The 15,057-nt window shown below is 41.6% G+C and carries 13 protein-coding genes; 9 read left to right on the top strand and 4 right to left on the bottom strand.

Features of this window, described 5'->3' with window-relative positions:
* Positions 1–121: 121 nt before the first annotated feature.
* The 3 genes from WN50_RS28815 to WN50_RS28805 form a co-directional block, all read right to left on the bottom strand.
* Positions 122–1,498, bottom strand: a complete 1,377-nt coding sequence (locus WN50_RS28815) for a serine hydrolase (RefSeq protein ID WP_053221619.1) — start codon at positions 1,496–1,498, stop codon at positions 122–124.
* A gap of 496 nt (positions 1,499–1,994) precedes the next feature.
* Entirely contained in the window at positions 1,995–2,687 is a 693-nt protein-coding gene (locus WN50_RS28810) for a hypothetical protein (protein ID WP_046277715.1), read from the bottom strand.
* Positions 2,688–2,776: 89 nt separating this feature from the next.
* The gene (locus WN50_RS28805; RefSeq protein ID WP_046277716.1) at positions 2,777–6,859 is read right to left on the bottom strand and encodes a response regulator; all 4,083 of its coding nucleotides are present in this window, start codon (positions 6,857–6,859) and stop codon (positions 2,777–2,779) included.
* Positions 6,860–7,051: 192 nt separating this feature from the next.
* On the opposite strand from WN50_RS28805, the gene WN50_RS28800 reads away from it, so the two are divergent.
* The 8 genes from WN50_RS28800 (at position 7,052) to WN50_RS28765 (ending at position 12,920) form a co-directional block, all read left to right on the top strand.
* Entirely contained in the window at positions 7,052–8,623 is a 1,572-nt protein-coding gene (locus tag WN50_RS28800; protein ID WP_046277717.1) for a metallophosphoesterase, read from the top strand.
* Positions 8,624–8,932: 309 nt separating this feature from the next.
* Entirely contained in the window at positions 8,933–9,268 is a 336-nt protein-coding gene (locus WN50_RS28795) for a cation:proton antiporter subunit C (protein WP_046277718.1), read from the top strand.
* Entirely contained in the window at positions 9,265–10,692 is a 1,428-nt protein-coding gene (locus WN50_RS28790; protein ID WP_046277719.1) for a cation:proton antiporter, read from the top strand. Before WN50_RS28795 ends, WN50_RS28790 begins: the two co-directional genes overlap by 4 nt.
* Positions 10,689–11,081 (top strand): Na+/H+ antiporter subunit E, encoded by a 393-nt coding sequence (locus WN50_RS28785; RefSeq protein ID WP_046277720.1) that lies wholly within the window; start codon positions 10,689–10,691, stop codon positions 11,079–11,081. Before WN50_RS28790 ends, WN50_RS28785 begins: the two co-directional genes overlap by 4 nt.
* Before the next feature lie 88 nt (positions 11,082–11,169).
* Positions 11,170–11,424: a hypothetical protein gene (locus WN50_RS28780; RefSeq protein ID WP_419776261.1), complete on the top strand. Its 255-nt coding sequence runs from the start codon at positions 11,170–11,172 to the stop codon at positions 11,422–11,424.
* Entirely contained in the window at positions 11,421–11,702 is a 282-nt protein-coding gene (locus tag WN50_RS28775) for a monovalent cation/H(+) antiporter subunit G (RefSeq protein WP_046277721.1), read from the top strand. Before WN50_RS28780 ends, WN50_RS28775 begins: the two co-directional genes overlap by 4 nt.
* Positions 11,695–12,261: a DUF4040 domain-containing protein gene (locus tag WN50_RS28770; RefSeq protein ID WP_046277722.1), complete on the top strand. Its 567-nt coding sequence runs from the start codon at positions 11,695–11,697 to the stop codon at positions 12,259–12,261. The genes WN50_RS28775 and WN50_RS28770 overlap by 8 nt, the downstream gene beginning before the upstream one ends.
* Positions 12,261–12,920, top strand: coding sequence for a Na(+)/H(+) antiporter subunit B (locus WN50_RS28765; protein WP_046277723.1), 660 nt, complete (start codon positions 12,261–12,263; stop codon positions 12,918–12,920). Before WN50_RS28770 ends, WN50_RS28765 begins: the two co-directional genes overlap by 1 nt.
* A gap of 166 nt (positions 12,921–13,086) precedes the next feature.
* Here the strand turns inward: WN50_RS28765 and WN50_RS28760 are convergent, their stop codons facing one another.
* Positions 13,087–13,614 (bottom strand): ribonuclease III domain-containing protein, encoded by a 528-nt coding sequence (locus tag WN50_RS28760; RefSeq protein ID WP_046277724.1) that lies wholly within the window; start codon positions 13,612–13,614, stop codon positions 13,087–13,089.
* 167 nt (positions 13,615–13,781) lie between these two features.
* On the opposite strand from WN50_RS28760, the gene WN50_RS28755 reads away from it, so the two are divergent.
* The gene (locus WN50_RS28755; protein WP_049561566.1) at positions 13,782–15,017 is read left to right on the top strand and encodes an RNA-guided endonuclease InsQ/TnpB family protein; all 1,236 of its coding nucleotides are present in this window, start codon (positions 13,782–13,784) and stop codon (positions 15,015–15,017) included.
* Positions 15,018–15,057: the final 40 nt, after the last annotated feature.

The following is a 15,057-nucleotide window of genomic DNA, read 5'->3' as shown; positions in this document are numbered from 1 at the left end:
TAGAAACAACCTCTGTAAACCCGCCTCTGCTATTGGGAAGGGCGGGTTTATATAAGTTGTTGGCTGGAGATGAAAAATCTATTCGGAACCCGCCCCTACAGCCGGCCCTAATTAGACAGAATTAAGATTGAGAATTTAAAGCCTTCATTTGATCATAAACTAAGCGAGAAATAGTGGGAAATATTTGCCAATTTTCGGCGTATTCTGTTCCGTCTCCAAAGACCGTTAAAATATAAGCAACTTGACCTGATTTTGACTGAATAAAAGCTACCTCAAAACGAGTTTCAGAAGTCCAACCTACTTTGGAAAAAAAGCGAATATCTAATCCCGCCAAAGATTCTCCGAGAAAGCCTTGAATGGGGTTGGATTCTTCCCGTTTCCAAACCGTTGGGTCGAGATCTCGTTCAAGTAGGTTCATCATTTGAGAACTGGCTGTAGAAGAAACGGCTTTTTTTGTGACTATTTCATACATTAATCGACTCGCTTGTTCAGCCGTAATTTTATTTCTAATCGGGTTTTTAGGATTTCCTCGCATTTTCAGTTCCCAAGCTTGGGGTTCTTCCATTTGGAGTTCAGGAATGGGGTAGTTTTTTTGACTGATATCAATATTTTTATACCCAGATTTTTGAAAAAAGTTATTAATAGAATGTCGTTTTTTGAGCCAGTTTTCATAATTTTCAACCGATGAATTAGGTTGGGATGAAGTCTGGGTCAGTTTGTCCAGAATATGACTAGCGGCTTCATTATCGGAGTCTTGAACTAATTTACAAATATCGGTTTGACATTCAGATGTATAATTAATGATTTCTGGCGGTTGAATTCCGGCTTCGACTTGAGCAAATAAAGCCACCATCCAAAACAGTTTGCTAATACTAGCAGGAAATCGAGGGGTTTGACTGCGGTATTCAGCGAAGGTTTGAGTTTGAAGATCAATTAAGTGAATAGAGAGGGAAGAAGTTGATAATTTTTGTTGAGAAACTTGATTAATGACTTGATCAATAATCGCTTGAAGTGTTAAACTATAATTGAGTTCTGGTTCAGTCTGAACGTTATAAACGGGCTGAGAATTTAAGCGTTTTTCTGGGGTGAGTTTGGCAGAGGAAATATTCTGAGTTTTAGTCTGAGAAATCGATGAAGAAATCACGGGAGTGGAACGGAAAAAAGTTAATTCAATCCATTCTGGAAAGAAGAATTTGGCGATCGCACAAAATCCCCCTAAAATCAATGCAAGCAGAGAAATAGAACCCAACAGGGACACGGAAGGTTGAGTTCGAGAGCGAGAACGCTTCGGTGAGGAGGGTTTGGAGGGTTGTCGAGTTTGACGGGCTGGAGATGATGACTTGAGTTGCTGTTCGCTATCGAGTTGAGCAACTCGTTTTCGGAGTTTTTTAATGGTTTTGTAGGCTCGTTCTAACTGAGTTTCGAGTTCTACAATTTTCGGATCGCGATCAGTCGGTTGGGGTTGTTTGGGACTCACGGGTTCGGTTGGTTTGTTCAACTTCGCTCATTATCCTAATCTAGAAAAGATTTATTTTAACGTGCGAAATTTTGTTGTAGTGCTTGCAACCCGCTTTTCTACAGAATTAAAATTTTTCCCTTGTGGTCAATCAAGCCAATAAAAAACTTCGGACAAGGAGTTGATCAAAAACAGATCTGTTGGTACTTTTGGGCTGTTCTGATAGACGATTTAACGTCTCCTCGGTACCACAAAGTAAGGGAAACGACAAACACCTTACAAACAAGAATACCCCTTGACCGATGTGTTATATTTAGAGTTGGGCTGTTAGAGTTAAGTAAACGATTTGCTCCCCTGACGTCGTTCTCCTTCGGGGGCAATTCACAAGTCACACAACAAAACACTTGCTATCGTTGAGCCATCCTGATCAGAAACGATTTTCTCTTTAGGGTGGCTTACTATTTATTATGGCGGGTAAGTTGAGAAAAAGTATTTTTCTTTACAAAAATTTGATTTCGGTAGGAATCGTATAAACTGTTTATGATTCCATATGACGTTTGCGGTTTTGCTGACGATTAAAGGCTAACTGTTCAGGTGTCAAAAATTGGGATTCAATAGGTGGACGCATATCCCATTGAACCTCTGCAAAAAACAGTAACGTTCCCGCTACGATCATTCCGGTTGCTAAGAATTGCAAGCCGCTCACATAGGATAATAAAGGAATTGCTAAAAAATGCAGCAATCCTGCTAGTGTAAATGATCGCGATTGTAAACCGATACCCGTCGCGAGATAACCTAAAGCACAGACAAGCAGCCAGAGAGGACACAAATGGCTTAAAATCTGTGACCATCCCCCGAAAATTGCCAAGTTCGTTAGTCCGACACCCATGAACATCAACAACGCCCAACAGTAAACCAACCAAGTCATGTGTTCGATGCGAACCCAACAATAGGTTAATACAATCATTCCCAGGGTAGCAAGAAGCGTGAGTCCTGACCACCAATAAGCTTGATCAATCCAACTAATCGGAAAAAATTGAGCGGTGATGAAGATCATCAGTGAAATCCAGCCCCAGAGTAAAAAAACTTGATCAATTCGGGTGTATAAGCCTGAAAAAAGTGTATAGTTGCCAATTTTCCAATTAACGGTTACTAAACCCTTGATATCTTGAACATCTAGATGTTGTTGTTTGACGCGAACAATCGGCTCTGTTGAGTGGAAAATGGTCATGCTGGATGGCAATAATACTACATCTTGTGTAGGTATCCTAACAAAAAATTGAACGGTTTGTAAAATAAATCTAAATTCTCAAATTCAAATCAACAGGACTTAGTTTGTTTTAACAGATGTTCATAAAGCCTCTGAAGCCTGATTTTCACCTCGGGAGGTTTAGCCGTAAAGCGAATATAAAAATTACCGATATTTGCGGGTTCCTCTAAAACTTTGGCGTAGATATCTTCGCTCGTCATGGTAGAATCGGCCCAAATTAAATTAAGTTTAATATTAGTCAGAGAAACAGGAACACAATCTTGTTCACCTTGGCGAGAGTGAATTTTTGCTCCTTTCGCAGAAAGTTCAATAATAGAACCTTGAAACACATTTTCTCCGATGTGTTTTCCTTCGAGAATTGTATAGTGTAGTGAAATCGGTTGCACTAACGGAAGAAAGATTTCTTCTTCTTGGTGTAAAAACAAATTGTATTTTCCCGAAATTCCGCCAACTTCATAGATAGTAATGGGTTGTTTTACACCTTTGGGTTGAACTTGGTTTTCTCCAACGACTTGAATAATCGAATTAATCTCATTAAATGTCGATTCTGAAATCAATATTTGCCCTCCTGTACTATAAGATTCAATCCGATAAGTTAGATTAACTTGATTTCCCACAACACCATATTTTGTGCGTTTTTCTGAGCCAATATTTCCCACAACAACTTCACCTGTATTAATCCCAATTCCCATTTCTAAAGGCGGTAAACCCCACTGGTTGAGCTGTTGGTTCACGGACTCCATTTCCAACTGCATAGCGATCGCACAGGCTACAGCTCGTTCTGGGTCATTTTCTCTCAATCTTGGCGCCCCAAATAAAACTAAAATTCCATCGCCCATAAACTCATCAATTGTGCCTTGATAAGCCGTAATTACATCAGCCATTTTAGAGAGATAAAAGTTGAGAACTTTGACGACTTCTTCGGGGTTTAATCGTTCTGAAATCGCGGTAAATCCTCGAACATCAGAAGTCAACATTGTAATTTTTCGCCGTTCTCCACCCAGTTTTAAACCTTCCGCACTTTCTAACAAATTAGTGACGACTTCATCGGTGACATATCGCCCAAAGGTTTTGCGAATATGGGCTTTTTCAGTTCGCAGTTGTTTGATGCGAATATGGGTTTTAATTCGAGCTAGAAGTTCATCTTTATTTAAAGGTTTTGACAAGTAGTCATTCGCCCCAACTTCTAAACCTGCAACTAAATCTGAGATTTGATTTTTGGCTGTTAACATCATAATGGGGAGTTGATGAGGTGGCCAAGTTTCCCTAATTTTTCTCGTCACTTCATAACCCGTCATCCGAGGCATCATTACATCTAATAAAATCAAATCAGGTAGATAGCCCGCTTCTAAAATTTCTATGGCTTCTAAACCATTACTGGCTTGAGTAACCGTATAATTTTGTAAACACAAATAGTTTACTAAAACCTGTAAGTTAATCGGATCATCATCAACAATTAAAATTTTAAACTGATTATTATCGAGATTAGATGTTGAATTTTTGTTTGAATTTGATGGGATTTGCGGTGACTGATTCTGCTTTTGGCTTTGCACAAAATTTTCTAAAGTCACCACAGCAGAACGATGAACTAAAACCGATGAATGATCGAGAGTTACGGCTGTTTCTCCTTCAGCAATCGGTAAGGTAAAGGTAAAGTTTGAGCCGACATTAATGGTAGATTCTACCCATATTTTACCGCCATGCAATTCAACTAATTGTTTGGTGACAGCTAATCCTAAACCTGTACCGCCATATTGACGTGCTGTAGAACCGTCTGCTTGTTCAAAGGATTCAAAAATGCGATCTATTTTATCTTTAGCAATTCCAATTCCGGTATCGGAAACTGTAACTGCAATTTCAGTAGAGAATCTTTTTTGAGGATAATTTTTGGCTGTTCCATTCCTGTCTTTATCCCAATTGATGACTTGAGCCGAGACTTTAACATAACCACTATCTGTGAATTTAATAGCATTCCCAATCAGATTATGAAAAATTTGTTGTAAGCGGTTTTCATCGGCTTTAACGGGGGGTAAATCCCGAGAAATTGTATTGATTAACTCCAACTTTTTAGTTCGAGTTAAAGACTGGCTTAAGGTTAAAACAATTTCGGTTATTTCTCTCAATCCGGTGGGTTTAAGTTGGAGTTGAATCGTATTATGTCGCAGTTTAGAAAAATCGAGAATATCATTAACCAATGTTGACAGTCGATGTCCGCTATGAGCGATCATGATTAGATTTTTTCGCTGCTGTTCTGATAGGGTTCCTGTCGCACCTTCTAACATAGATTCAGCAATACCAATCATCCCATTTAAAGGGGTTCGCAGTTCGTGAGAAGTATTCGCGAGGAATTCATCTTTGAGTTTATCTAAACGTTCAAGTTCTTCATTTTTAAGCTTTAATTGGGCGGTAAAGTTTTGACGTTCCGTTTCGGCTTCTTTGCGTTGAGTAATATCTTCAAAAACAACGATAGCATAAATAATATTCCCGTGACAATCATAAATCGGTTTAGCCAAGACTTCGCAAGGAATTACGCGATCAGGATGCCGAATTTCAATATTTTCTGTTTTGAGGCTTTTTCCTTTTAAAGCCCGAATTAAGGGTAATGCTTTGGGTGGATACAGTTGATCTGTTCCGGCTAAATAAAGTTGATAAGCTTGGGCAAATTTATCGAGAGAAGTGTCGGGAATAATCTCTTTTCTAAATAAAGCTTTAGCCGTTTGATTAATAAAGGTTAATTTATCTTGAACTCCATCATAAACTAGCACTCCTACAGGTAAACTATCTAGAAATTGATAAAGGCGAGCCTCGCTTTGAATTAATCGATTATTCAACTGTTGCATAGCGGCATTTTTAGCTTCTAAAACGGTGAAAGATTCTTGAAGCTGTTCCCCCATACAACTAAAAGATTCAGCCAGTTCTCTGACTTCATCACAACGAGAAGAAGCCACTTTATAATTCCATTTTCCTTGGCTAATAGCTTTTGCAGCCTGATTCAATCTTAAAATGGGTTTAGTCACCCATTGAGCGGTCAAAATTCCGATTCCAATCGCGCCTCCGAATGCAATGATACAGAGTAAAATTGTCGTGCGGGTATTGGCATGAATTTGACTCATAAAGTCCGCTTCAGGAACCACTACAACAATCAGCCAATCTAATCCTAATTTATCTCGATAGGGAACAACTTGTACAAATTGGCGTTCACCATTGAGCTGAAAATCAAGCTGTTCTGGTTGTTGAATTCGACTCAAATGTTCGTAACGTTTTAGGAGATGTTGGGTTGTTTCTACTGTTAATTGATTTGGGCTTTTTAGAGCCGCTAAACGTTGAGCTTGCTTGTCATTTTTACGCATCGTAAACGGTTCTTCTCCCGTAGAAGTGGCAACGAGTAAACCCGAACGCTCGACGATGAAAACTTGACTATTTTGACTAATATTAATATTTTCTAGATAATCACTAATCAAACTGAGAATAATATCAACCCCCATCACCCCACGAAAATTGCCCTGACTGTCATAAAATAAATTAGAGGCTGTGATCCCTAATTCTCCCCCTGTGAACGTGTAGATTTTGCTCCAATTGGCTCGCTCAGTCAGTAAAGTATTGAGATACCAAGGTCGTTGTCTCGGGTCATATTCATCAACTTCTAAAAATTCACTGCGGTTTCCTTGTTCATCTAAACGATAGGAATAGCGTTCCGGTGGAAATTCAACCCGTTTGGCGACAGAGGAACCATCTGATCCTCTTTTTACATAGACAAATTCCCCTGACTCACTGCCAAAATAGAGCGCATAAACAGAGTTAAAAAGTTGAAGTTGTTCCCAAAGAAGATATTCAGAAAACTGTTTGTTTTCCAACGAGAGAAGCCCTAATCTTGCAGAGCGGTTATTAATTTGAGTAATCAGAGATGGTTTTTCTAAATAATCTTTGAGATGAAGCTGAACCCGTTTGCTGACTTCATTACGAAGTTGAGAGGCTACATCATTAACCGCTCGTTGTCCATTTCGCCAAGAGAGATAACCCGTTAATCCCACTGTGGCAAGCAGTTGTATTATAAAAGGAACAATTAAAACTGTTCGCAAGGGAACCCGGCGAGTCAAAGGAGAAACTAGACGGTGAAAAGATTGTATCAACATTAACAAAAATACCCCAGTCTAGTATGGTGTCAACTTTCAGTCTACGTTATCGTAAAATACAGATATCCTGAAAACAGGAATCATCGGCAGTGGGTTGTTGATAAACCCTTCTGCATGATTTGGGGAAGTTGCGTTAGAATCCGACAAACTCATATAAAATTCTCAGCCTCTTAATGCTAGCTCAAAACTTTTATGCAATTTATCACCGATCCTGGCATCGCCATCAAAATCCGTCAAATGAAACAACGGGTTCGTTGGCAAGAATCTTCTATAATTGCTCGTAACATCGATCAAACTCGTTTAGTGATTGATGATCCACAAATAGACAACCCAGAATTCTCATTTTTAGTGATTGGAGATAGCGGTACCGGACGCCATCGCGGACATCATCCCCAACGAGAGATTGCTAAATTTTTACTCAAGCAGAGTGATTATCACCCTCGCTTCATTTTGCATACAGGCGATGTCGTCTATCTCACGGGTTCTGCGGGATATTATCCTCATAACTTTATCAAACCCTACCGGGAGTTTATTGTCGGTGGCGACAACTATAAACAAATCGCCTACGACCAGATGCTGTTTAACCTGCCTTTTCTTCCCATACCCGGAAATCACGATTACTACAATCTACCGCTTTTTTATGGTGTAATGGCAGAGCTTACTTGGCCAATTCGTCACCTGTTTGGGTCGAGAGTCGCCTTTGATGTAAGCTGGCGGGGTTCACGGAGCGGAGATGCCTATGCACGAGCCTTTTTAGACTATCTGCAAGGCTTTAATAACCCCAATGACTTAGAACGTCACCTTGACCAATATTACACCGCAGAAACCTCGACAGGTCGTTGTCTACGCTATCAACCCAACCAGTTTACCCGTTTACCCAATCGTTACTATACGTTTCGCTACGGGGGAATCGATTTTTTTGCCCTCGATTCTAACACATTCAATAGTCCGATACCTATTGCCAATAGTCAAGAAGGAGTTGAACAACGACGGCAATTAGTTCAACGCCAGCGTGACCTAGAACAGCAAAAACAGCAATTAATGAGCGAGTCAGAAACACTCAATCCAGACCACCCCGAACAAGCTGAACAATTAGATGACATCCAAGCCAAAATCGAGCAAATAGATGAAACGCAATTCGACATCGAGAAACAGCTAAAAGCTGGGCCTAACTCTGATATTGACATCGAACAATTGCGTTGGTTACAAGAGCGATTAATTGCATCTTGGCAGACCCCTGAAGTACGCGGACGGGTGTTATTTTTTCATCATCCTCCCTACGTTACCGAAGCGACAAAATGGGATCAAGCTCAAACTTTAGCGATTCGTTATAATCTGCGTCAAGTTCTCAATGCTGTTTCTCAAACAGTCGGTCAACAAGCCGAAGGACGACCCATTGTTGATTTAGTTCTCAATGGTCATGCTCACTGTTTAGAATATTTATATACAGGAGATACAGGCTACGCAGATTCTCATATCAATTGGATTGTTTGTGGAGGGAGTGGATATAGTTTGCGGCGTCAAAAACCCGAAGGGCCTGAACTTTATGAAGAGATGGAGAATGAACAAAACAGCCGTTTAGTCGCGAAGTCCAAGTTATTTATTGGTCGTAATGGTGAAGGAAAATATAAACGACGACCTTATTCGGGTTTAAGAATTGATGTTCGTTCCGGTCAACCCCCTCAGTTTTTTGTACAACCTTTAGTCGCCGAACGTTTTCAGTCCCAATGGTATTATCCACCCGTAGAGGGGTTTACCCTTTAATGAACCTGATGATTCGAGTTTTTCACATTTGACAATACAGCTCGATTATTTGAAGCTCGTTTAAATCGGCTTGTCTATGATATCATAATTGAATCAAAAGCTCAACTCCAAATCCCTAAACAATAGTGCTAGAGTGTAAGACTGCAAGATCATGTTTGCAACAGGTTTTAGGATTCAGATTTATCTATAGTTTGGATTGAAAAACGTAATGGATAGGGTGTTGCAGAACATTAAGTAATCCTGTTTAATAATGTATTAATGTATTCATCTAAAGATATTACACAACCCGTTACCCAATAAAAAACTCCCGTGTTAGAAGCATTCGTATTCGCCACAGTCTTATGTGGCTTTTTCGGTATAATCCTTAAAAAGAACTTGGTGATGAAAATCATCTCTATGGATGTGATGAGTACAGGGGTAATCGCCTATTACGTGCTGATTGCCGCCAGAAATGGCTTATTCACCCCGATTATTTCAGACACAGCCAATGGTGCTTACGCCGATCCGGTTCCCCAGGCAGTCATCTTGACCGGGATTGTGATTGGCTTCTCGATTCAGTCCTTAATGCTGGTCGGTGTGATGAAGCTGGCACGGGATAATCCGACATTAGAAACCCACGAAATCGAGAAGAACAACACCCCATGAATACCATGACAATCGCCTGGATTGCATTCCCGTTTTTTGTCGGGTTCGTTATTTATTTGCTCCCCAAACTTGATCGATACCTCGCCCTGGGCGTTACCTTTGTTTCGGCGGCATTTGCAGTCTTACTGTTTGTTACAGGTGAACCTGTGACACTGGAGTTAGTCGATAGTTTTGGTATTACTCTAGTCGCAGACCAACTGAGTGGCTACTTTATATTAGCCAATGCACAGATCACCGCCGCCGTCATTCTGTACTGTTGGGGCCGGAATAAATCAGCCTTTTTTTATACACAGGCGATCATTTTACATGGCAGCGTCAACGCCGCATTTGCCTGCGCCGATTTTATCAGTTTATATGTGGCTTTAGAGGTGATCAGTATTGCCGCCTTTCTGTTAATCACCTATCCCCGTAGCGATCGCTCCATTTGGGTTGGCTTACGGTATCTGTTTATCAGCAACACCGCCATGCTGTTTTACTTGGTGGGTGCAGTGTTAGTCTATCAAGCCAATCATTCCTTTGCATTTGCCGGATTAGGAAACGCCCCTCGAGAAGGCGTCGCCCTGATCATCCTGGGACTGTTAAGCAAAGGAGGAATCTTTGTCTCCGGGTTGTGGCTACCGTTGACCCACTCCGAAGCAGAAACCCCAGTATCAGCCTTGCTGTCGGGGGTGGTTGTCAAAACCGGAGTCTTTCCCCTGATGCGTTGTGCGCTGATTGTAGAAGATGTTGCTCCTGTCTTGAGAATTTTTGCTGTCGGGGCTGCATTTCTGGGTGTAGTCTACGCCATCTTTGAAGAAGATACAAAACGCATACTCGCCTTAAGTACAGTTTCGCAGTTAGGCTTTGTCCTAGCCAATCCGGCTGTAGGCGGCTATTATGCCCTCACTCACGGCTTGGCTAAATCAGCCCTGTTTTTGATTGCAGGAACTTTACCCAGCCGCAACCTCAAAGAACTACAAAATAAGCCCATCAATACCCCGATCTGGATTGCTTTAGTGATCTTATCCCTTTCAATCTCTGGCTTTCCTTTATTATCCGGCTTTACGGCAAAAACCTTAACCCTGAAAACTCTAGTCCCCGCTCAAGCGATCGCGATGAATCTTGCTGCGGTAGGAACAGTTATCGTGTTTGCTAAATTCATCTTTCTGCCCCATAAAAACCAAGAGAATATCCAACCCAGTTTGTGGCCTGCGCTCCTCGTGTTGATGGCTGGGCTGATTGCGGCAGATGCAGTCTCTCTAGAGGTTTATACCTTCGCAAATATAGCGAAAGCCCTGACAACCATTAGCGTCGGATGGTTAGCCTATTTCCTGATTTTTCAACAAACAACCCTCAAACTGCCCCGTGTGCTTGAGGAATTTGAGCATCTGATCGGGGTGATGAGTCTAATGTTAATTGCACTCTTCTGGATGGTGTTGGCATGATTGGGTATCTGAATCTAGTATTGCGACTGATTATTTGGTTTCTGCTCACCGCTAATTTGAGTGTGGCAAATATCATCATCGGTGTCACCATTGCCCTTCTATTACCAGGCGGACGGCCCAAAGCTCCAGGAGCCTTAAAAGATTGGTTGCGGACGCTCGGTGAAGTCCTCGTGGCAATTCCCCAGGCTTATCTAGAAGCCTTTGAAATGATCATCCGTCCCCATCGTCACGAAGATATAACGATGGAACAAGTCAAACCCGGACGAACACCCGGACTGATTTTCCTTGATATCTTTCTCATCACTTTTACACCCAAAACCATTGTTTTGAAATACCACGAACGGGGCTGCTATGAAGTCCATTGGGTGCGACGGAAAAAGAAGCGTTGACACTTGCGATCGCAAGATTAAAATCACCCATTGTCTGTTTCCGACTCCCTGTTAAGAAAATTTCTTTGACCCCATAACTCCTCTTTAAATGCTGAACAGCTTACTAATTGCAATGATTGTAGCTTTGCTGATTCCGATCTACGAAGCATGGCAAGATGATGATACTTGGCAAAAAATGTTGGCTTTTTCCAGTGTCGCTTCCAAGACTTCTATCATACTCTTGGTTGTATCCGTCTTACGGGATGATTGGATGCTCGGTGTTGTCGGGGTAATTATCCTCAGCGTGGGTAATGCCGGATTAATGTTGTTAGCGCATATCCTCAAGCGGTTGGGTCAATTATGATTAATATACTTAGTTATATCTGTATCACGATCGGCATTTTCTTCTGGTTTTGGGGAACCTTTCCTCTGGTTGGCAATCGCTCAGTGTTATTCAAATTACACACCCTTTCGGTAGCAGATACACTCGGCTCGATGTTGATCGTAGTCGGGTTGTTCCTCAAAATCCCCAGTGAATGGCCGTTGCTCATCCTCGCCATTCTCTCCTTGGCAATTTGGAATACCGTGCTGGGCTATGTGTTGGCTTACTGTTCTAGCAATCGGGGGGCTTACGATGAATGACATTTATCTTTATCTGATAACCGCTCTGTTGCCGTTGTCCGCCTTCATGTTGGTGATTCAGGTTAATCCCTATCATGCTCTAGTTATTCAAGGAATCGTGGGAGCAGTTGCGGCATTAGTCTATGCTGTTTTAGGAGCAGCCGATGTTGCTTTAACTCAAGCTTTAATGGGTACTTTGCTAGCAATTACTCTCTATGCGATCGCAGTGCGTTCATCGTTGGTTCTGCGTCTTGGCATCCTCGAAGACGGGTTAGTTAAGACAGATAGCCCTGCCGATTTTCAGCAACTGATGGATGATTTCCGAACAATTGTTCGCAAACATTATATGCGTCTTGAGCTAGTTCCGTACACCAATCGGCAAGCTTTGGATCGAGCTTTGATGGAAAAAGAAATTCACGCGACCTGTACCCAAAAATTAGAAGTAGAACAGGACGAAAAGCAACTCTATAAGACTGAGATTCGGGTTCGACGCATTTATGAGATCATGCAGACCGAACTTTCATCACCCGCAACTCTCTTGACCTATATCAATACACCAGACTCAGAGGAGAAACATTAATGAAATGGGTTTACATTGCCGCAGGAATAGCACTTTACATCAAATTCCTGATCCTGCCTAATCCCGAGCCGGACTTTCCCGTGTCAATCGTCGAAACCCTTGTCGAAGAGAGTGGGGTTCCGAATGCAGTTACCGCTATTATTCTGAGGAATCGACTATACGACACTATCTTTGAAGTCGTAGTCTTTACGATCGCGGTTATGGGCGCTAGTTATCTGCTGGCGAATGAAAAGCCGTTTTGCGCGATCTATCAGTTTACAGATGAACCCTCAATTATTCTGGCGCGTTTGGGTGCAACGATTGCCGCTATAGTGGGGATTGAATTGGCGATTCGGGGCCATCTGAGTCCCGGCGGGGGTTTTGCGGCAGGAGTAGCAGGGGGAACGGCGATCGGTTTGGTGGCGATTACCTCATCAACGGAGTGGATGCAGGCGATCTATAAGCGCTGGAATGCTGCTATCTGGGAGAAGATTTCGGTTCTAATTTTCATTGTCTTGTCTGTTGTCACGCTAGCTGGACTCGAGTTACCGCACGGAGAGTTGGGGGCGTTGGTGAGTGGCGGAGTAATTCCTCTACTTAATATCCTGGTTGCTATCAAAGTTGCGTTGGGATCGTGGGCGGTTATTTTAGTGTTTATTCATTACCGAGGACTGTTGTAAAGATTGATATAGCAGCAAGCCTAGTTTAACCACGCTCGACACAAAGAACACAAAGAAGTTATAAACTCGCTCTCTGCTCATTGCTGTAGTTCTCAACATTTTCAAAAACTGGAGTTAGCACTTCCAGTTTTTTCTAGAACCTCACTAACTTGATAAACCGGGTTTCTCAACGAAGATAACTGTTTAGAGAAGCTTGATCTAATAATTCATCAACTGCGGCTTTTAAAAAATATTCTCCCAACCAATTCTGGGTTTTCAAAATATCTCGATTAAACTCGAAATAAACAGCACCAACAATGGCTTCTAAGTTATGAGCGAGGATTTTCTGTTGTTCATGTTGGGGTTGATGATCATAACCTGTTCCCAAGCGACAAAAAGCTCTAAAATTCATTTTTTCGGCGAACCTTGATAACGTCTCAGTGGTGATCAGATCACTTTTAATGACGGTTAATGTGGCGAGTCCTAACTCTAAACAGCGATCGCAAAGATAGTTACTCACCAATGTACTCAAGACAATAGAACCTAAATGAACTAAGCCAATATGTTCAAGGGTTCGTAATTTTTTTTGAGCGGGAGTCAGAAGTGGATCTTCGGCAATATAATCAGGATCAGTTAGTGCAATCTCCAGAAGTTCCGGGCGACAGAAGAAATGGAGACTAACCCAATCTTCTACTGCTTCGAGGTTTATCAGCATAGATTCATCGAACTGATTGTGCAACTTCCCAGACTACAAAGAACAACAGACGGTTTACGGACGCGAAGCGTAAAGCCCCCGCATTTTAATCGGGGGATTGCTCTGCGAGCGCAGCCCAATAAATTTGGCAGTGAAAAAGATTAGCAATGATGTTATCATCATAAACCATGAAGACGCTCAAGTTTAAGTTCTACCAACACAAGCGAAATAGATATCTCAAGCTCACTATCAATGCAGCAGGAGTTATCTATAATCATTGTATTGCCTTGCATAAACGGTACTACCGGATTTGGGGTAAACACTTAAACTGTGCAGATCTTCAAAAGCATATTTCTAAATTAAGAAAACGTAACAAGTTTTGGCAATTAGTAGGTTCTCAAGCTGTTCAAGATATTTGTCAGCGCATTGAAAAAGCCTACCAAATGTTCTTCAAACACAACAAGAAAGGAGTTAGACCGCCTAATTTCAAGAAGGTTAAGAAGTACAAATCATTCACTCTAAAACAAGCTGGATACAAATTTTTCAGTGGTAACAGAATCAAGATTGGTAGTAAAGTCTATCAATTCTGGGATTCTCAACCGATTGAGGGAAAAGTCAAAACTGTAACGGTAAAGAGAACACCTCTTGGTGAGATGTTTTTATTGGTTGTTGTCGATAACAGTAACCACGCTGAAATCAAGTCAGAGACTAAAAACGGATATGAAATCGAAAAACGGATTAAGTTGTCTGTGGGTCGCACAGATCTTGGCTGCCAACAGATAAGTGAATCCGTTCTTCCTTGTTCTTCATCTGTTTCGACGGGTAAAATCGCGGGATTTGATTGGGGTCTGAAAACTTTTCTCACCTGCTCTGAGGGGTTTTCTATTCAGTCTCCGCAGTTTCTAAAACAAGCACTCAATGATGTTAAGAAAGCGTCTCGAAGTTTGTCTAAAAAACGGAAAGGTTCTAATAACTGGGAGAAAGCGAGAAAGCATCTTGTTCGCCAGTATGAGAAAGTTGTAAACCGCCGCCGTGACTGGTTCTGGAAACTTGCTCATCAACTCACCGACCTGTTTGATGTACTCTGCTTCGAGACTTTAAACCTCAAGGGGATGCAGAGGCTTTGGGGGCGAAAAATAGGTGATCTAGCCTTTGGTGAATTTATTGAAATACTGAAATGGGTTAGCCTGAAAAAAGGTAAATTAATCGTCTTTATTGACCAGTGGTATCCTTCTTCTAAGACTTGTTTCCACTGTGGTCATGTTCTGAAAAAACTGGAATTAAATATTAGAGAATGGCGTTGTCCGTCCTGTTCAAGTGTTAACGGACGTGATGAAAATGCCTCTTTAAATATCAAGAGAGTTGGGGCATCGACTCTTGAATTAGACGGTGTAAGACAGGTATTCGCTGCAACTGTTGTTTGAGTTCAGAATCCCCGTCATTTTAATGCGGGGAGTATGTCAA

This window comes from Limnoraphis robusta CS-951, from assembly GCF_000972705.2.
Note: the sequence above shows the minus strand (reverse complement) of the source record. Positions and strands in the feature narration are given on the sequence as shown.